General features: G+C 71.0%; 13 protein-coding genes. 6 read left to right on the top strand and 7 right to left on the bottom strand.

The window, feature by feature from the left end; translation table 11 throughout:
* The first annotated feature begins 12 nt into the window (after nucleotides 1-12).
* The 4 genes from ettA (at nucleotide 13) to OG707_RS12310 (ending at nucleotide 6,672) form a co-directional block, all read left to right on the top strand.
* Nucleotides 13-1,677, top strand: coding sequence for an energy-dependent translational throttle protein EttA (gene ettA, locus OG707_RS12325; protein ID WP_329117429.1), 1,665 nt, complete (start codon nucleotides 13-15; stop codon nucleotides 1,675-1,677).
* Nucleotides 1,677-2,120 carry an acyl-CoA thioesterase gene (locus OG707_RS12320; protein ID WP_329127749.1) on the top strand — a complete coding sequence of 148 codons (444 nt, stop codon included), beginning with the start codon at nucleotides 1,677-1,679 and terminating at the stop codon, nucleotides 2,118-2,120. The genes ettA and OG707_RS12320 overlap by 1 nt, the downstream gene beginning before the upstream one ends.
* Complete coding sequence (locus OG707_RS12315; RefSeq protein ID WP_329117427.1) at nucleotides 2,117-2,824, top strand: hypothetical protein; 708 nt, start codon at nucleotides 2,117-2,119, stop codon at nucleotides 2,822-2,824. The genes OG707_RS12320 and OG707_RS12315 overlap by 4 nt, the downstream gene beginning before the upstream one ends.
* Nucleotides 2,825-2,961: 137 nt before the next feature.
* Nucleotides 2,962-6,672, top strand: coding sequence for a S8 family serine peptidase (locus OG707_RS12310; RefSeq protein ID WP_329117424.1), 3,711 nt, complete (start codon nucleotides 2,962-2,964; stop codon nucleotides 6,670-6,672).
* A gap of 80 nt (nucleotides 6,673-6,752) precedes the next feature.
* Here the strand turns inward: OG707_RS12310 and OG707_RS12305 are convergent, their stop codons facing one another.
* The 3 genes from OG707_RS12305 to OG707_RS12295 are packed head-to-tail and all read right to left on the bottom strand — an operon-like array spanning nucleotide 6,753 to nucleotide 13,727.
* On the bottom strand, nucleotides 6,753-7,697 hold the full coding sequence (locus OG707_RS12305) for an ABC transporter ATP-binding protein (RefSeq protein WP_329117422.1): 945 nt from the start codon (nucleotides 7,695-7,697) through the stop codon (nucleotides 6,753-6,755).
* Nucleotides 7,694-10,411 (bottom strand): FtsX-like permease family protein, encoded by a 2,718-nt coding sequence (locus OG707_RS12300; RefSeq protein ID WP_329117420.1) that lies wholly within the window; start codon nucleotides 10,409-10,411, stop codon nucleotides 7,694-7,696. The genes OG707_RS12305 and OG707_RS12300 overlap by 4 nt, the downstream gene beginning before the upstream one ends.
* Before the next feature lies 1 nt (nucleotide 10,412).
* On the bottom strand, nucleotides 10,413-13,727 hold the full coding sequence (locus OG707_RS12295; protein WP_329117418.1) for an ABC transporter permease: 3,315 nt from the start codon (nucleotides 13,725-13,727) through the stop codon (nucleotides 10,413-10,415).
* A 251-nt stretch (nucleotides 13,728-13,978) separates the two neighbouring features.
* Here OG707_RS12295 and OG707_RS12290 point away from each other — a divergent pair, with 251 nt between their 5' ends.
* On the top strand, nucleotides 13,979-14,599 hold the full coding sequence (locus tag OG707_RS12290; RefSeq protein WP_329117416.1) for a hypothetical protein: 621 nt from the start codon (nucleotides 13,979-13,981) through the stop codon (nucleotides 14,597-14,599).
* Nucleotides 14,600-14,606: 7 nt separating this feature from the next.
* Here the strand turns inward: OG707_RS12290 and OG707_RS12285 are convergent, their stop codons facing one another.
* The gene (locus tag OG707_RS12285; protein ID WP_329117414.1) at nucleotides 14,607-14,987 is read right to left on the bottom strand and encodes a response regulator transcription factor; all 381 of its coding nucleotides are present in this window, start codon (nucleotides 14,985-14,987) and stop codon (nucleotides 14,607-14,609) included.
* 138 nt (nucleotides 14,988-15,125) lie between these two features.
* Nucleotides 15,126-15,530, bottom strand: coding sequence for a globin (locus OG707_RS12280; protein ID WP_329117413.1), 405 nt, complete (start codon nucleotides 15,528-15,530; stop codon nucleotides 15,126-15,128).
* Between the two features lie 69 nt (nucleotides 15,531-15,599).
* Between OG707_RS12280 and OG707_RS12275 the strand changes: the two genes are divergently transcribed.
* On the top strand, nucleotides 15,600-16,556 hold the full coding sequence (locus tag OG707_RS12275; protein ID WP_329117410.1) for a methyltransferase domain-containing protein: 957 nt from the start codon (nucleotides 15,600-15,602) through the stop codon (nucleotides 16,554-16,556).
* Here OG707_RS12275 and OG707_RS12270 read toward each other — a convergent pair.
* Both OG707_RS12270 and OG707_RS12265 read right to left on the bottom strand, forming a co-directional pair.
* Entirely contained in the window at nucleotides 16,537-17,841 is a 1,305-nt protein-coding gene (locus tag OG707_RS12270) for an FHA domain-containing protein (RefSeq protein ID WP_329117408.1), read from the bottom strand. The genes OG707_RS12275 and OG707_RS12270 overlap by 20 nt on opposite strands.
* Before the next feature lie 15 nt (nucleotides 17,842-17,856).
* Complete coding sequence (locus tag OG707_RS12265; protein WP_329117406.1) at nucleotides 17,857-19,200, bottom strand: vWA domain-containing protein; 1,344 nt, start codon at nucleotides 19,198-19,200, stop codon at nucleotides 17,857-17,859.
* Between the last annotated feature and the right edge of the window lie 15 nt (nucleotides 19,201-19,215).

The raw sequence follows: 19,215 nt of genomic DNA, 5'->3' as shown, positions 1-19,215 counted from the left end.
GGACGGTTTCTCTTGGCTGAGTTCATCTACACCATGCGCAAGACGCGCAAGGCGCACGGCGACAAGGTGATCCTTGATGACGTCACCTTGAACTTCCTGCCCGGCGCGAAGATCGGTGTCGTGGGCCCCAACGGCGCCGGTAAGTCCACGGTGCTGAAGATCATGGCGGGCCTGGAGCAGCCGTCCAACGGCGAGGCGTACCTCTCGCCCGGTTTCAGCGTCGGCATCCTCATGCAGGAGCCGAAGCTCGACGAGACCAAGACCGTGCTGGAGAACGTCCAGGACGGCGCCGCCGAGATCATGGGCAAGCTGCAGCGCTTCAACGAGGTCGCCGAGCTCATGGCGACGGACTACTCCGACGCGCTCCTCGAAGAGATGGGCAAGCTCCAGGAGGACCTGGACCACGCCAACGCGTGGGACCTGGACGCCCAGTTGGAGCAGGCCATGGACGCCCTGGGCTGCCCGCCCGGCGACTGGCCGGTCAACAACCTCTCCGGTGGCGAGAAGCGCCGTGTGGCGCTCTGCAAGCTGCTGATCGAGGCCCCGGACCTGCTCCTCCTCGACGAGCCCACCAACCACCTCGACGCCGAGTCGGTCAACTGGCTGGAGCAGCACCTCTCGAAGTACTCCGGCGCTGTCGTCGCGGTCACTCACGACCGGTACTTCCTGAACAACGTCGCCGAGTGGATCCTCGAGCTGGACCGCGGTCGCGCGATCCCCTACGAGGGCAACTACTCGACGTACCTCGACAAGAAGTCCGCCCGCCTCAAGGTCGAGGGCAAGAAGGACGAGAAGCGCGCCAAGCGCCTCAAGGAAGAGCTCGAGTGGGTGCGGTCCAACGCCAAGGGGCGTCAGACCAAGTCCAAGGCCCGTCTCGCCCGTTACGAGGAGATGGCCGCCGAAGCCGACAAGATGCGGAAGCTGGACTTCGAAGAGATCCAGATCCCGCCGGGCCCGCGTCTGGGCTCGATCGTCGTCGAGGTCGAGAAGCTCTCCAAGGCCTTCGGCGACAAGGTGCTCATCGACGACCTGAGCTTCACGCTGCCGCGCAACGGCATCGTCGGCGTCATCGGTCCGAACGGTGCGGGCAAGACCACGCTGTTCAAGATGATCCAGGGCCTGGAGACCCCGGACTCCGGCTCCATCAAGGTCGGCGACACCGTCAAGATCTCCTACGTCGACCAGAGCCGCGCCAACATCGACCCCAAGAAGACGCTGTGGGCCGTCGTCTCGGACGAGCTCGACTACATCAACGTCGGCCAGGTCGAGATGCCCTCGCGGGCGTACGTCTCCGCGTTCGGCTTCAAGGGCCCGGACCAGCAGAAGCCCGCGGGCGTGCTCTCCGGTGGTGAGCGCAACCGCCTCAACCTGGCGCTGACGCTCAAGGAGGGCGGCAACCTGCTGCTCCTCGACGAGCCCACCAACGACCTCGACGTCGAGACCCTGTCCTCGCTCGAGAACGCGCTCCTGGAGTTCCCGGGTGCGGCCGTGGTCATCTCCCACGACCGCTGGTTCCTGGACCGAGTCGCCACGCACATCCTGGCGTACGAGGGCGAGTCCAAGTGGTACTGGTTCGAGGGCAACTTCGAGTCGTACGAGAAGAACAAGATCGAGCGTCTCGGCGCCGACGCCGCCCGCCCGCACCGTGCCACGTACAAGAAGCTGACCCGAGGCTGATCGTGCGTCATATCTACTCGTGCCCCCTGCGCTGGTCGGACATGGATGCCTTCGGGCACGTCAACAATGTGGTCTTCCTGCGGTACTTGGAGGAAGCGCGCATCGACTTCATGTTCCGGCTGGCGCCGGGGGACGGGTCGCCGTCCTTCTCCGGCGGGTCCGTCGTGGCCCGTCATGAGATCGACTACGTGCGGCCGCTGGTCCACCGGCACGCGCCGGTGACCATCGAGTCCTGGGTGACGAAGATAGGCGCCGCGTCGCTCACCATCGCCTACGAGGTCAAGGACCCGGCTGCGTCTAATTCAAATGCGGTGGTGTACGTGCGGGCTTCGACCATCGTGGTGCCGTTCAACCTGGAGGCGCAGGTTCCGCGGCGGATCACCGCCGAGGAGAAGTCCTTCCTGCAGGAGTACCTGGACGAGCCCGGAGCGCTCGCCGCATGAGCGTGCGACTGGCCTTCGCCGACGTGGGGGAGGCGGCGGACCTCGCCGCCTTCCTCGGCCGGCTGATCCATTACGACAAGGCCGCCGCGGTCCGCCTCCAGGCGGGGGGCGCCGGAGAGAAAATTCGCAGCCTGGCCGTGTTCGGGCGGCCGCCGTCCTTCGAGGTGCTGGCCATTCGTACGGCCCGTCTCGCCGACCCCGTCGAGCTCGACGTGACCGTGTCCGCGGGTGAACTCCTGGAGTCCGTCGACGAGTCGGCCGGTACCGCAGAGGTGCCTGCCGCCGTGACCGGCCCCCCGTGGGCCGGTGTGCTGCCGCCCCGCGGCGGCTGGCAGCAGCTCGACGGGATGCCGTCGCAGGACGCGGTGCGCGCGGAGGTCGCGGCGGTCGTCGCCGAATTCCGTACGCGCACCGAGGAGTTGCCGGCCGAGAGCCGGACCCGTGCCGAACTCGACCGCATCGGCCGCGAGATCTGGTCCCGGCCGCTGGGTGACACCGAGCTTCCCGTACGGGCGGCGCATGCGGCCCAGTCGCTCGGTTTCCTGCGGCCCGTCAGGGTCGCGGTCGCGGCGGGCGGCCCCCCGCAGGAGCAGCCCTTCGCGCTGCTGGCCGCGGGGGCGTGGCTTCGGCTGCGTACGCCCTATGGATCGGTCGCCGTACGCAGCGCGTCGGCGCTCGGCGGGCTGAGCGTGACTCCCGCGTAGGCCGGGTTCCACCCGAGGTGGCGCAGACGTGACGCAGTCACGCATGCGCCACTTTTTCGTGTGTGCGCCTGGGGTGGGGTTGGAAGGGTTCCGCTCGGGCTCGACGGACGAGTCCGATGCGAAGGAGCTCCCTCATCATGCGAAGACCGCTCAGGAAGAGATCCATATCGGCCGTGTCCGTTCTGGCGGCCCTGGCGGCCGCCGGGTTCACCGCTCCGGCGGGTGCGGCTCCGACCGTGAGCACCCTCAAGCCGTCGGCCGTCGCGGCCTCCGTCCACACCGTGCGCCTGGTCACCGGCGACCGGGTCGTGGTCACCGACAACGGCGGCGGACGGACGGTGGCGTTCGCGCCCGACTCCGACAGCCCGACGGGTACGGCCTCGATCGTCCAGCACGGCAAGGACGTCACGGTGATCCCGCAGGAGGCCGCTCCGCTCATCGACTCCGGCGCGCTGGACCCCCGGCTCTTCGACGTCGGCGCGCTGATCGAGCAGGGGTACGACAACGGGCACGACCTGCCGCTGATCGTGCAGAACAGCACCGCATCGGCTCCCGCTCCGGCCGACTCCCGTGAGATCAGACGCCTTTCGTCGCTGCGGGCGACAGCTGCCCGGGTGCGGTCCGAGAAGACCCAGAGCTTCTGGGCCGGACTGCGTACGGCGAAATCCGGCGCCACCGCCAGGAAGCTGGGTTCGGGCGTACGGAAGATCTGGCTCGACGCCAAGGTCTCGGCCGCGCTCGACCAGAGCGTGCCGCAGATCGGCGCGCCCACCGCATGGGCCGCGGGCTACGACGGCAAGGGTGTCAAGGTGGCGGTCCTCGACACCGGGATCGACGCCACGCATCCCGATCTCTCCGACCGTATCGACGAGGCCAGGAACTTCTCCGACTCCGCGGACACCGTCGACCGCTTCGGGCACGGTACGCACGTCGCCGACACCATCGTCGGGTCCGGGGCCGCATCGGGCGGAAAGTACAAGGGAGTTGCCCCCGGAGCCAGGCTGCTGATCGGCAAGGTCCTCGGCGACAACGGCTCCGGCAGCGACTCCACCGTGCTCGCGGGCATGGAGTGGGCCGCGCACAGCGGCGCCAAGGTCGTCAGTATGAGTCTGGGCGCCGACACCTCCACCGACGGCACCGACCCGATGAGCCAGGCCGTCAACGACCTGACCAAGGAGACCGGCACCCTCTTCGTCATCGCCGCGGGCAACAGCGGACCCGATGCCACCACCCTCGGCACCCCGGGCAGCGCGGACGCGGCCCTGACCGTGGCCGCGGTCGACAAGCAGGACAAGATCGCCCCGTTCTCCAGCCGCGGCCCGCGCTTCGGCGACAACGCGCTGAAGCCCGACATCGCGGCCCCGGGCGTGAACATCGTGGCCGCGCGTGCGGCGGGCACCGCCATGGGCACACCCGTGGACGCCGACTACACGTCCGCGAGCGGTACTTCGATGGCCACCCCGCACGTCTCGGGCGCGGCCGCGATCATCGCCCAGGAGCACCCGGACTGGAGCGCCGCCGACATCAAGGGCGCCCTGATGTCCAGCGCCAAGGTGCTGCCCGACGGCGCGTTCGCGGAGGGCTCGGGCCGGGTCGATCTGACCACGGCCATCCATGCGAGCGTCTGGGCCACCAACACCTCCTTCGGCCGTTTCGCGCAAGGCGCGGTCTCCGGTCCGGTCACCAGGACCGTCACCTTCCACAACACCGCCGACACCGCGGTCACCCTCGCCCTGACCGGTGCGCTGAGCAGGGACGGCGGCGGTACGGCGATCCCAGGAGCGCTCACCCTCGGCAGTGACAGCGTCACCCTGCCGGCGGGCGGGAGCCAGGACGTGCAGGTCACCGCCGCCCCGGACCTCGCCACCACCGGCGGCACCTACACCGGCACCGTCATCGCGACCGGCGAGGGTGTCACCGCTCATGCCACCGTGACGCTGACCCGCGACCTGCCGACGTACAAGGTCGGTCTGAAGACCCTGATGGCCGACGGCACCGCGCCCACGTCCGCAGCTGTCTCGCTCTACAACCTCCGCAAGAACGACCCTCCGACCGCGTTCCGGATCGGAGCCGACGGCACGGGTTCCGCCCAGCTGGTGGCCGGTCGCTACACGATCCTCGGCCACGTCTTCAAGGGCACCGCCTCGGTGACCTTCGAGCTGCCGGACGTCGATGTCACCGATCACGGTCTCGACCTCGCCGTAGACGGCCGCAAGGCTGCCCTGATCACGACGGTGACGCCCAAGCCCAGCGAGCCGCGTGGGATGGCCGTCTCGGTCCTGCGCCAGTCGGCCGAGCAGAGCATCGGTGTGAACGCGATCCTCGCCGGCGGGCCCGGCGCCCACTACGTCATGCCCTCCGCCTCCGCCAGGGACGGCCTGCTCTCCTCCACCGTCTCCCAGGACCTGTCGGCCAGGCCGATCTCCGCACGGGCGGACCTTCCGGGCCGTGACCTCGACCTCACCACCCAGTTCATCAGCGCCTCCGCGCGATTCAGCGGCAGTCGCAAGCTGTCCGTGGTGGACGCCGGTTCCGGAAGCGCCGCCGATCTCGCCGCCCACGACGTCACCGGGAAGCTCGCCCTCGTACGGGTGGGGAGTGAGTCCTTGTACACCGCCCTGCCCCGGGTGGCGGCGGCCGGGGCGTCCGCGGTGATGCTGGTCAACAGCTCCGACGACCCGTTCGCCGGCGGTGTCGCGCTCAAGATCCCCGCCTTCAGCGTCCCCAGGTCGGAGGGGGACAAGGTGGCTGCGTCCGTTGTGCTCAAAGCCACCTCGGTGCGGCTGACCGGAGAGATCGTCCCCTCGTACTCGTACCACTTGATCAATGGCCACGACGGTGCGCTGCCCGTGAGTCAGACCTACGCGCCCCGGCAGTCGCAGTTCGCCGACGTCCTCGCCAAGGACTACTCACCCGCGCCGGCCGGCGCGACCGGTCTCTACTCGCAGGGCAGCTGGGTGGGGCAGTCCACCGTCACCGGCTCCGGCATCGGCAACTTCGACGAAGTGAACCTCGGCACCTCTTCGCACGCCTACCTGCTCGCAGCAGACACCAAGTGGTCGCGTCAGGTTGTCCTTTCCGGATATCTCTCGGCGCAGATGAACTACGGCCCCACCATCGTGTACAAGGCGGGCAGCCACTCCACGCAGGAGTGGTTCAAGCCGGTGCTGCACGCCGGAACGCCGAACGCGGTCACGGACCCGACGGCAGGTCTGCAGCCGTACCGCAAGGGCGACTTGATGGTCGTGACGATCCCGAAGTACGTCACCGGGGTGTCCAACGTCTTTGAGTACGGCGGCCGCGGCGCCGACGGCGACGCAAGCGAGTTCCGGCTCTACCGCGACGGCACCCTGCTCGGCTCCGCCCCCAGCGCGTGGGTCGCGATCAACAATCTGCCGCAGGAGAAGTCGCGGTACCGCATCGAGATGGATGCCCAGCGCGCCAACAGGTGGTGGTCGGTCTCCACCGACGAGCACACCGCCTGGTCGTTCGACTCCGCCCGTACCGACAGTGCGGTCAACACCCAACTGCCGTTGCTGCAGGCCGATTACGACCTGGCAGGTGTCCGCCTCGACTCCTCCGTCAAGGGGCGGAGCGACCACCGCGTCACGGTGTCCTTCCGCAACCCCGACGGCACGCGGGCCGCGCTCACCAAGGGCTCCGTGCAGGTCAGTTACGACGAGGGCCTCACCTGGAGGACGGTCTCCGCCAAGGTCTCCAAGGGAGCCGTCACCGGCACCCTGAGGGCCCCCGCGGGCGCCACCGGCGTCTCCCTCCGTATCCACGGGGAGAACGCAGCGGGCAGCACGATCGACCAGACCGTGATCCACGCGGTGCACGTGCGCTGAGCCCCTGGCTCACGTCAACGGCCGGAGGCCGCGTACCCCGTGGGGGGTGTGCGCGGCCTCCGGTTCCATGTCCGGGGTGCTCAGTGCGTCTGGTCGTCCGGCCAGACGCCGATGTGGTCGTTCTCCAGCTCCAGTGCCACCCGGTGCTCCATCGCGAGCGCCTCCGTGTACTCGGCCGGCAGCTGCAGGCGGCCCGCCCGGTCGAGCATCGCGTACTCGCGCGCCACCACCGACTCCTCGCCCGTCGCCGCGTCCACCTGCTTGCGGCGCAGCACCTCCGTGGAGGTGCGGCCGTCGCGGATCGCCACCGTACGGCGGACCTCGCCGGCCACCGCCTGGTCGTGGGTGACGATCACGATCGTCGTGCCCAGCTCCTCGTTGGCCGTGCGGAACGCCCCGAAGATCTGCTCGGCGGTGTGCGAGTCCAGCTCGCCCGTCGGCTCGTCCGCGAGCAGTACGGACGGCTCGTTGGCCAGCGCCACCGCGATCGCCACGCGCTGCTGCTCGCCGCCCGACATCTGGTGCGGGCGCCGGTCCTTGCAGTGCGCGACGTCCAGCATCGTCAGCAGCGACTCCGCCCGTTCCGCCCGCTTGGCGGAGCGGCCGCGCAGCTGCATGGGCAGTGCCACGTTCTGGCTCGCGGTCAGGTACGGGAGGAGATTGCGCGCGGTCTGCTGCCAGACGAAGCCGACCACGTCGCGCCGGTAGCGCAGCCGGGCCTTCGCGTCCATGGCGAGCAGATCGCAGCCCGCGACGCTCGCCGCACCCGCGGTCGGTACGTCGAGGCCGGCGAGGATGTTCATCAGCGTCGACTTGCCGCTGCCGGACGCGCCCACCAGGGCCATCAACTCGCCCTGGGTGACCAGGAGATCGAGCCCCTGCAGGGCCTGCACCTCCACCCCGTCGGTGGAGAAGATCCGTACCAGACGGTCGCAGGCGATCAGCGCGTCATGGCCGAAGGCGGGCCGGTTGCGGCGCGCGGACGCGCGCTGTTCCAGGTCCGCGAGAGTGGTCGTGTCCGTCATCGTGCGTCCCCTGCCCTGAGTTCGGTGATCGATCCACGCCGTCCTGTCCACCAGGCCTGCAGTGCGGCCACGCCGACCGCGAGCAGCACCACGCACAGTGCGGGGACCGCCAGTGACCAGGCGTCCGGTCTGAGCCGGGCCCCTTCGGCGGTGGCCCCGGCCGACGCCACCGCCAGACCGTCGAGATCGACGCCGGAGGCCAGCAGCCGGATCGCCGCCCACCCGGTGACGGCTCCGCCCACCGCGGCCGGCAGGGCCTGCGGCAGGGCTTCGAAGATCAGCAGTCTGCGGCCCTGGCGTCGGGTCAGACCCATGGTGCGCAGCCGGGCGAGGAGCGCGGCCCGCTCCGGTGCCGCCCGCATCAGCGCCAGCAGCAGCGCCACGGCGGCGAAGCCCGCACCCGCGGCGACGGCGGCCGTGTAGAGGTTCTTGGCGCCGTTCTGCATGGGGGTGTCGGCGAGCTTCTTCCGCTCCTCGGACCAGAGTTGGACACCCGCCCCGGTGCCCGTCACCGCGGCCCGCAGCGCCGTGCCGTCCGGTTTCCCGGTGATCAGGAGCGCGTTCGGCGGCTGCTTGTCCAGGCCCGCTCGGTCCACCAGCAGGAAGTCGTCGGAAGGGGACCCCGGGGTGTGGTCGCGTACGGCGACGATCCGCACGGAGTGCTCGTAACCGGCCACGCTGATGGTGAAAGCAGCCGAGCCGAACCGGTGTGCCGCGGCGGGCGACGCGATGACCGGCAGCGGCGCCGAAGCTCCGCCGCTGTGCGTCAACCGGTCGGCGGGGAACGGGCCGAGGCCCGTGTGCCGGGCCAGTTCGCTGTACGAGGACGGGTCGACGCCGACCACCGGGATGCGGGGTCCGTCGCCGGGATAGAACACGTTGTGCTCGACGTAGACGGAGTCGACGGACCGTACGCCGGGCACCTTCGCGACCTTGCCGGGCAGTCCCGCGGGCACCCCGTTCAGCGTGTTCACCCGGGCGTCCGCCCCGACGGTGCTCATCGCCGTCTGGTCACGGGCGTCCGCGATGCCGGCCAGCACCGAACCGCCGAACGCGGTCGTGGTCAGCGCGGTGAGCAGCGCGAGGAGCGGCAGCACACCGCTGCCCGCCGAGCGCCCGGCCCGGGCCAGCGAGAGGAAGCCGACGGCGGCGCGCAGCCGGGCGGCCGGGCGCGCGCTCCAGCGCAGGGGCAGCGGGTACAGCCGTACGAGAACGAGTGCCGCGATGATCCCGACGAGCACCGGCGCCGCGCTCACCAACTGGTCGGCGCCTGCTGCGGTGCCGCGCCTGCGCAGGGCGACCACCGCGCCGACGGCCAGGACCAGCAGGGTGAGTTCGGCGACGGTACGACGCCGCGACGGTTTGACCGCTGCGGCGTCCTGGCGCTCCACGTTGACCTGCGGGCGCCGGTGCTCGACGAGCGCGCGTACGGGAAGAGCGAGGACGGTGAGGGCTGCGACCAGCACCGTGGCGAGCACGGCGGGTCCGGTGCGGCCCCCGGGCACGGCGAGCACGGCGAGGGCGTGACCCAGCGCGGCGGCGGGCACGACGACCACCGCGGTCTCCGCCGCGAGCCGCCCGCAGATGCCGGCCATCGAGCCGCCGCGCGAGCGCAGCAGGGCGAGTTCGGACCGGCGGCGTGCGGCCGCGAGGCCGCCCGCCATCAGCAGGACGATCGCGGCGACCGTTCCCGAGCCGAAGGCGGCGACGGCCACGACCGGGCTGATGGACTCCCTGACCTTCTTGTACTCGCCGAAGACGTCGTCGAGGCCGGTGCGTACGTTCGCCCCTTCGCCGACGACGCTCCGTACCTTCAGCAGGTGCGGACCGCCCTCCAACGAGGCGACGAGGGACGTCAGCCGGTCCAGTTCGTGGGCGGTGAAGTGCGAGGTGACCGGGGCGAGGTCCCAGTACATCTCCGAAAGACCGGCGGTGGCCTGGAGCACCGGAGCGGCCTCGGGAGCCAGGAGCAGACCGGCCGTCCAGAACCTGACCGGTTCACCGCCGCCCGGGAGCGCGGTGAGGGCCGGCTTGAGCAGCGCCGTCTGGACCGTCCAGTAGCTGTCCTGCGGCCGCAGGGGCTCGACGATGCCCGTGACCGTGAAGGCGAGTTGCCTGCCGGAGATGTCACTCGGCACGTGGACGACCGATCCGACCTTGATGTGCATGATCCGCGCGGTGTCGGCGGTGACCGCGACCTCGCCTCCGCCGGATGCGTGCGTGACCTCGCCCTTCGCCGAGGGCAGCCGCCCCTCGACCACGCGCGAGTGCGCGGGCAGACCGGCCTGGGCGGCGATGTTCACCTTGGCCGTGATGCCGTAGGGCTTCGGCAGCCACGGGTCGAGTGTGTCCAGGGACTTCACGGTGCGGTAGCCGTACGAGGACTGCGCGGCGTCGATCGGCAGCCCGTCGGGGATCTGCTGCAGCACCTGCTTGTTGTAGCCGGCCAGCGCATCGGGCCGCACCAGCGCGTCGCGTTCGGCGGGATCCGAGGTGATGCCGGGTCCCTGGGTGTACACGTCGATGATGCTCTGGGCCGCAGGGGCGTCGGAGACCGCGTGGCGCAGCCCTCGGTCCTCGTACGTGTCGACGCCGCGCGGGAACGCCGCGGCGAGGCAGCTGGTCAGCACGACCAGCACGGCGAGGGCGATCGCGGCGCCCGGTGCGGTGCGCAGTCGGGTCCGTACCCAGGGGGCAACGGCTGGTGCCGGCATGTCAGTTGCCTCCTTGGTGGCGCAGGGTCACGGCGGGATCCGCGCGGCGCAGCGCGATCGCCGTGACGATCAGCAGGGGTACGGCGGCGACGCTCAGCAGGGTCAGGGCGACCCGTCCGAGGGGCAGTTGGACCAGGACATCCGGCACCGGCTGCGCGGCCTGTCCGGTGAGCACGATCAACGGGACGACCGCCCGGGTGAGTACGGTGCCCAGAGTCAGGCCCACCAGCAGGGCGATGACGATCAGCACCCCTTGTTCGGCGGCGATCGTCCGGGCCAGCTGGCGGCGCGGGGCTCCCAGCGCCCTCAGTACGGCGAACTCCTCGGACCGCTCGCGCAGCGAGCCCACCGCGCTGACCGCGAACCCGACCGCTGCCAGGGCGGCTGCGACCAGGGCGGCCGCGGTGAGCGCCGACTGCGGGCCCGCGCCGAGCGGATCGTCCAGGAGCTGCTTGGCGGTCTCGTCCCTGGCCAGCACCTGAGCGGGATCCAGGTCGGCCCTCGCCCGCAGGGCGGCGGCCACCTCGGCCTCCTTGCCGCGGTCGGTGGACAGCCACCACTCGGTGGGGTTGACCGAGGTATCGGGTGTCGAGGCGATCAGCTGGTTGACGGCGCGCAGGTCGAGCAGCAGGGCTCCGCCCTGGGGTGCCTCGGATCCGGACGCCGTGGTGGCCCCGGCCCCGGTGGTCGGGAGTTCGGCCACGGAGCCCACGATCCGTACCTTCGGCGTCCGGCCGCCCAGTTCCGTGTCCACGGTGTCACCGACCTTCGCTCCGGTGGAGCGCAGATAGCTGTCGGTGGCGATGGCGGCGAGCGGCGGTGCGGAGGGACGCTTCGTACTGATCCGTACGGTCTTCACCTGCGGGGAACTCCATGCGTCCTGATCGGCTGAGCCCGTGGCGAACGGGGCGGACAGGAGTGCCTCGGCGGAGGTGGTCAGTCCGAGGCGGTTGTCGGGGCGCTGGGGCGTGCCCTTGGGGACGGGGACGGTTTCCGAGCCCTGCCAGCGGGCGAGCCCGGGGAGCTTCACCGGGCTCACCGCGCCGGTGGCGGTGACGGATCGCAGCGCCCGCAGGTCGAAGCGTTCCTGCTCGGACGTGGCCTGCTGGATCAGATCGCTCTCCACACCGGTGAGCCGCAGCGGCTGCGCGATCTTCCCGGCGGGCGCCTCGGCGGCCTTCGCCAGATCGGCGGTGAGGACGTGGGGGCGGCCGTCGACCGGCAGTTCGCCGAGCCTCAGCCGGTAGGAGAGTCCGTAACGGTCCTCGACGACAAGGGACATCGACGTGGTCAGGTCCAGGGGCGAGACACCGTCGGGCGCGCCGTCGGAGGAGAGTCGCACCTCCACCTGTATCTGCGAGGCGTCCTGGGGCAGCACGACACCCGAGGTCGCCTGTTTGCGGGCGGCGACGGACCGCAGCAGTTCCGTGCGCCGCCCGTCCGCCAGGTCGTCGCGGAGCATCAACTGGTCAGGGGCGTGGGCGAGATCGACGGCCAGGACGGTCGCGATCCGGTTGCCGGAGAGCTCGGTGAAGGTACGGGAGACGGGCGCCGCGTCCCGTACGCCGGGCAGCGAGGCGTAGAGCCCGGCCTGCCCGAGCTGCGGGGTGTCGCTGCCCAGGACCCGTATGGAGGCGCCCGACCGGAAGTCGGCCTGGTCGGACTGCGAACGGTCCCAGGAGGCGCCCTGGCCGATCGCCAGGATGCCCATCGACACGGCGAGCACGAGCAGCAGTACGGGGCCGGCGTTGCGCAGCGGTCGGCGGCTGAACTGCCAGCCCGCGAGCGCCGCGGGCAGTCCGCGGCCTCCTGCGGCGCGGCGTTCGGCGAGCTTCGCGACGGGCGGCAGCAGGCGCAGGGTGAGCACGGTGCCGGCGAGCAGCGCCAGCGCGGGCGCGGCCACCAGGAGCGGGTCGATGCCGAGCTTGCCGCTCCGGTCGCCGGTCAGCGCACCGCTGCCGGACGTCTGGCGGTCCAGCTGCCAGTACGCGACACCGGCGATGATCAGCAGACCCACATCCGCACCGGCACGCACGGGGGCGGGCAGTGACGCGGCCCGGCCGCGGGTGCTGCGGCCTGCCGACAGCGCGGGCGCGACGACCGCCGCGGCACAGCCGAGCGCGACCGCACCCGCGATCAGCCAGACGGTCGCGGTGGCACCGGAGTCCAGGTGCAGTCCGATGCGGGCGAGTGCGCCCTGCCCGCCGAGGAGCCGGGTGAGCGGACCTGCGAGCAGGGGGCCGCAGACCGCGGCGGGGAGGGCGAGGAGCAGCGCCTCGATCGCGGAGAGTGCGGTGATACGGCTCTTGGACCCGCCGCGCGCACGCAGCAGTTCGGTCTCGCCCGCCCGCTCCGAGCTGAGGAGACGGGCCACCAGGAGCAGTGCGTACCCGGCGAGCAGCACCAGCTGCAGGGCGACGATCAGCAGGGTGGAGCGCGAGACGAGCAGGCTCCGCTGGGCCTGGCCGAGCACCTCGGGCAGCGAGGTGGTCGCGGTCGCCGATGCGCCGAAGGCCTTGTCGGTGGTCACCGCTTTCGACTCGGCGGCGGCCGATGCCCGCAGCCGGTCGATCCGGTCGGTCGTGATCGTGGAGTAGTCGGCCGCGGCCTGCCAGGACGTCGCGCCCGAGCTGACGCGCCCGGCGGTGAGATCGGCTGGGTCGGTGAGGAGCGGGCCGTAGGTGGTGAAGTTGACGGTCCGGGTGCCGCGCCCGCCAAGGTCGTCGAGCTGCCAGTACGGGTCGGAGCGGTCGGCGGGCCGGTAGACGCCGGTGATCAGGACGGTCGTCTTCTTGCTGCTGAGCCGGTCGACGAGCGTGAGCCGCGTGCCGGGGCGCAGTTTGAGCTGCTTGGCGACGGTCTCGGGGAGCGCGGTCTGCACCGCACCCGACGTGGTGGCGTGCGGCCAGGCGCCGGAGGCGAGCCGTACGCGGGAGTGGTCGATGGCGGAGAAGAAGGTGAGATCGGGGTCGCCGCCGCGGGCCGATGCGGCCTGGAGACTGCGCGGCAGCGCGTAGGGCCCCGACCGGCTCAGCTTCCGTACGGTGACGGGCAGCCCGTCGAAGGCCTTGTCCGCATGGCTCCGTACGGCAGCGTCCGCCGCCTTCTGCTGTCCGGCCGGCAGCTCGGCCTTGACGATCAGCGTGGCCGCCGCGGCGCTACGGGTGCTCAGGGCGTTGCGCAGCCCGGCGTCGCCGATGGAACCGGAGAAGGCGGCGAGCGTGGCGAGCACCGAGGTGGTCAGCAGCACGGCCAGCAATGCCGCGGCCAGCAGCAGCCGGTGCGCGCGCACCCGCAGAAAAACAAACCCCGTCACACGTCCCCCTCGACCCACGCCCCCGAACGTCCTTCCGGATGCTTTCAGACAGCACGGGCCTGATGTAACCGCTTGCCGGACGACCTTGATGCGATTGTGACCGGAATGCGGGGCGTGAACTCCGGATTCCGTCTCGTCCCAGGGTTGAGGGGGAGTGCATACGGCTGGGGGAGGACGCGGCTCGCGTGCTCTCGTACGTTTCTCGCACACCGGCCCGACCAGGGGCCGGTCGTGAGAAGGGGGAACCGCTGATGTTCGCATCTCGGGGGAGCGCCGTACGGGGTCTGCAGGCCGTTGTCGCGGCGGGGGTCGCGATAGCCGGTGTCGGTCTGCTGCCGGCGTCGGCGCATGCTTCGGCCGCCGCGGCGAAGAGCTACACGTATCTGCAGTTCAAGAAGAACAGCAAGGACCCGTCCAACTCGCGCCTCAGCCTGGTCTACGTCCAGGTGATCAACGCCGACAAGGTCCGCACCCACACCGTCGCCAGCTGGCGGGCGGGCTCCGGGCTCGGTACGGCGTCCAACAAGATCGGCCGCGACGCCTGCAAATCGAACCAGGGCTGGCTGCCCAGCGCCACGTACAACATCGGCACGTTCTACAGCAATCACGTCGGCACCGTGCACGGCGTCGCGTGGGACATCGGCAACAAGAAGTGCAAGGGCGGCGGGAAGAGCGGCACCCTGCGCACCGAGCTCTTCATCCACAGCGAGATGCTCACCAACGGCAAGCAGGGCACGAGCGAGCCCACGCGCTGGGACGGCAACAGCGACTACAAGTCGTACGGCTGCATCAAGTTGAAGCCGGCCGATGTGCGGGCGCTCAAGGGATATCGGTCGAACTACCCCAAGCCGACCAAGCTGTACGTTTCCTGACGCATCGTCAGTGCTTCTGGTGGCAGTGACGCGGGACCACGAGCCCCGCCTCGTACGCCGCCACCACCGCCTGCGCCCTGCTGCACACCCCGAGCTTGGTCATCGCCCGGCTCAGATGTGATTTCACGGTGGCCTCGCTCACCGTCAGCAGGGCCGCGATGGCGCAGTTGTCGGCGCCGGTGGCGACCAGTCGCAGGATCTCCAGCTCACGCGGTGTGAGCCGCTTGAGATCGGGGGGCGGCCGGTCGCCGTCGGCGTTCTTGTACGGGTGGGTGTGGGCGTCCAGCAGGCGGCGGGTCACGTCGGGTGCGAAGAGCCGGTCCCCCGCGGCGACCGAGTGCAGTGCCGCGGCCAGGATGCGTGCACACGCTTCGACGTCGTCGACCATGCTTCTCCCCCTGGTGTCCCTGCTGTCCCCTGAGCACATGGTGCGGTCTGCGGGGGCGGGGAGGAGGCCGGCATGGTCCACTCGTACGGAATTGAGGCGGAACGGACAGTTCCGTGACGATCGCGAGCGGGGGCCGGATCAGCCCTCGGTGTTCACCATGGAGGCCGCCGCGTAGGTCAAGTACCGCCAGAGCTGCTCCTCGTGCTCGGCGGAGAGCTTCAACTCGTCGACCGCCACCCGCATATGGGTCAGCCACGCGTCGTGCGCCGCCCGGTCCACTGCGAAGGGCGCGTGCCGCATCCGCAGGCGGGGGTGGCCGCGGTGGTCGCTGTACGTGCGCGGGCCGCCCCAGTACTGCATCAGGAACAGGACCAGGCGCTCCTCGGCCGGGCCCAGGTCCTCCTCCGGGTACATCGGGCGCAGCAGCGGGTCCTCGGCGACGCCCTGGTAGAAGCGGTGGACGAGGCGGCGGAACGTCGGCTCGCCACCGACCTGCTCGTAGAAGGTCTGCTCCTGGAGGGTGCCGTGCGGGATCTCTGTCACACCTCCATCGTCTCAGACGGCGCGGCGGAGGACCTTGGTCCTACGGCCACGACGGCGCACAGTGGAGGCATGAGCGCACACCGGGAACTGCGGGAGGCGCTGGTGCGGGAGATCGTCCGGGGCGGGGGACTGGCGGATCCCGCCTGGCGGGCGGCTTTCACCGAGGTGCCGCGGCATCTCTTCGTGCCGTACTTCTTCACGGGCCGGCCCGGGATTCCCGAGCGTCTCTGGGGCGAGGACCCGGATCCCGGGCGGCGCGAGCGCTGGCTGAAGGGCGTGTACGCGGACGAACCGCTCGGGACGCGGATGAAGGACGGGGAACTGGTCTCCTCCAGCAGCCAGCCGTCGCTGATGGCCCGGATGCTGGAAGAGCTCCGGGTGCGCGAGGGGGACGCCGTACTGGAGATCGGGGCGGGCAGCGGCTACAACGCGGCGCTGCTCTCGCACCGGCTCGGGGAGCGGTGTGTGACGAGCGTCGAGTACGACGTGGAGATCGCGGAGTCCGCGCGGGCGCATCTGGCCGCCGCCGGGTTCCGTCCCGAGGTGGTGGCGGGGGACGGGGCGCGCGGGTGTCCTGCCCGGGCGCCGTACGACCGGATCATCGCGACCTGCACCCTGCCCTCCGTGCCGCAGGCGTGGCTCGCGCAGTGCAGGGAGGGGGCGCGGATCCTGGCACCGCTGTCGACCGGGCTGATCCTGCTGGAGGTGCGGGACGCGACCTACGCGGAAGGGCGGTTCCTGCACACGCCCGCGTACTTCGTGGCGCTGCGGGGCGGTGGTGAGGGCGTGCATCAGCACATTGGCGGGCTGCCGCGGAAGGCGCTGCAGAACGGGCTGTTCCGGTTCCTGCTGTCGCTGACCGCGGGGAGTCTCGACCCCCAGGAAGCACTCTCCCTCTGGGAGCGCGAGAAGCGCCCGCAGAGGGAGAGGTTCGGGGTGACGCTCCGGGACGGCGGCCAGTGGGCCTGGCTGGACGACCCGGGCGGGCCCTATGTGTGGGAGCTGTTCAGCCCTGGTGGATCGTGATCGTCGTCCAGGCGCCCACGTGGACCCGGTCGCCGGCCTGGAGCTGGACGGGGACGTAGGGCTGGATCGGCTCCTCGCCGCCGTTGATCGTCGTGCCGTTGGTGGAGTTCTGGTCGACGACCGCCCAACTGCTGTCGGGCTGCTGCACCAGCACGGCGTGCTGGTGCGAGACGCCCGGGTCCTCTGGCGGGACCGACAGATCGATGTCGGGGGACTCACCGGTGGAGTGGCGGCGGCGGCCGATGGTGATCTGGTTGCCGACCAGCGGGCGCTGCTGCTCCGGGGAGTACGCGGGCAGGTTGAGGCCTGCCGCGTCGGGGCCGCTGCGGTGCATCATCGCCATGAAGTACTCGCGGTCGGGGCCGATGGTGGCCGACCAGGCGAGCGTTCCCTGGGGTGCCTGCGTGTGCTGCTGCTGTGGGGGCTGCTGCGTGTGCTGCGGCTGCTGGGGTTGGAACTCCTGCTGGTGCTGCTGCGGAGGCGGCGGTGCCTGCTGCTGGAACTCCTGCTGCGAGGGCGGCGGCAGCAGCCAGTCGTCACCGCCCGGCTGCGGCGGCGCCGTCTGCTGGGGGTGCTGCGTGTGCTGCGGGGGCGCCTGCTGCTGGAACTGCGGCGGGGCCTGCTGCTGGAAGGCCTGGGGCGGCGGCGGGGCCTGCTGCTGGAACTCCTGCTGCTGCTGGTGCTGCTGCGGCGGAGGCGGCGGACCGGGCTGCTGCTGCTGGAACCCCTGCGGCGGCGGGGGCGGACCCGGCTGCTGCTGGAAGGCGGGCGGCGGCGGGGGCGGGCCCTGCTGCTGGCGCATCGACGGGTCGGCGTTCAGCGGCTCGGCGGGCCGGTTCATCTGCGACGGGCGCGAGCTCTGGTACTCGTACGGATCCGGAGCCGTCCCGGCCGCCGGCGGCTGCGGACGCTGCTGCTGCGGAGGGGGCGGCGGGGCCTGCTGGGCCTGGAACCCGGGCGGCAGGTTCAGCCCCTGAGAGGGCTGGGGCGGCTGCGGGGCCAGCGGGGTGTAGGAGGTCGCGGTGTTCGTGAGGAAGTTCCAGCGGCACTCCTCGCAGTACGGCGCCATCGCCTCGCGCGGCGTACGGCACTGCGGGCAGAGCTCCGCCTGGGCGGTGGGGTCGCCGCCTGACGGCGGGTAGCCGTACCCGGGCTGCTGCTGGGGCGCTCCACCCCCGTACGGCGGGGGCGGAGGAGGGGGCGGCGGCACGGCGCCCATGCGATGGCCGCAGACCTCGCACCAGTCGTCGGAACCCGACTGGTGTCCGTTCGGGCAGGTCGCCATGGAGTCGATCCCCTTCTACTTCTTTACGCGAACAGTCTTGGTGGAGCGTGTCTCGAGAGTCATCTCGTCCGCTTCCGCGACCTTCGCCTTCAGCCGTACGGTACCTGTCGCTTCATCCACGACGTCGACCACCTTCGAAAGCAGTTTCGCAGTATCTGCGTTCCCCGAGGCCGCCGCGAGCTGAACCGCCCGCCCCAGCTTGGCCGTTGCGCCGTCCACGTCGCCCGATTTGCGGGCATCCAGACCCTGTTGGATGACTTGTGCCAGTTCGGCCTGGCCTGTGTAGTGCGCCACCTGCGGATTGATGGACGTGGAGGCCGACATGTCGTCCGTCCAGACTGCCCTCACCAGCCCCTGCGAGAGCGTCTGCGGCGTCCCGCCGAGCGGATCGGGGAGTACGAGAGAGACGCGGGCGGCCAGCATCTCCTGGCCGATTCCGGCCTCGGGGACGGCCACGCACACGTGGTAGTCGCGGGACTCGTCGCCCCAGGAGCCCGTCGGATAGTCGCCGGCGCGCGGGCCGACCTCGGTGCGGCGCAGCGTCAACTCCTCGACGGTGGGCGCCACTTGCTTGACGAACTTGATCTCCACGCCGACCGGGGTCCAGAGCCGCAGTGCGACGTCCGCGACCTCCTTGCCCATCGCGTTCTCCATCATCTGCGTGAAGTCCGCGGCGAGGTTGGCCGGATCGGCGACGATGTCGGCGGTGCCGAGCAGCGCCGATGCGATGCCTGTGACCTCCTTCACCTCCCAGTCCGTACCGACGCCGCGGGCGTCGCAGGTGAAGCGGCCCGCGCAGGCGTCGAGCGCGGACTTGAGGTCCTCGGGCGACTCGTGCTCGTTGCGGCCGTCGGTGAGGAGAATTCCGTGCCGGATCGGGACGTCCGCGGAGGCCAGGAGGCGGTCGGTCAGCCGCAGCCAGGTGCCGATCGCCGTACCGCCGCCCGCGCTCAGCTTGCGCAGGGCCTCTTTCGCCTGGCCGCGGGTGGTGTTGTCGGCGATCGCGAGGCGCCCGTTGCCGGGGTAGACCTCCTTGGCGATGTGCGTACCGCCGACGATCGCGAAGGCCGTGCCGTCGCGCAGCGTGCTGATCGCGGCGGCCGTGGCGTCGCGGGCATTGCGCATCTTGGTCGGCGGGTAGTCCATCGACCCCGAGCAGTCCACCATGATCACTACGGCGGCGCCGGGCGCCTGCCCCGGTATGGAGGAAGGGGACGGGCCGGGGCTCATCAGCGAGGCGCCGCCGGTCGAGGTGACCGTGACGATGGCGTTGACCTCACGGCCGCCCTCGGGGAGGTACTCGTTCTGGTACACGTCGACAGAGAACTGCGGCACGTTGGGCTTGGCGAAATTGGCCATTTCACTGGCTCCTTA

It is taken from the genome of Streptomyces sp. NBC_01465 (genome assembly GCF_036227325.1).
In the GTDB taxonomy this organism is placed as follows: Bacteria; Actinomycetota; Actinomycetes; order Streptomycetales; family Streptomycetaceae; genus Streptomyces.
Note: the sequence above shows the minus strand (reverse complement) of the source record. Positions and strands in the feature narration are given on the sequence as shown.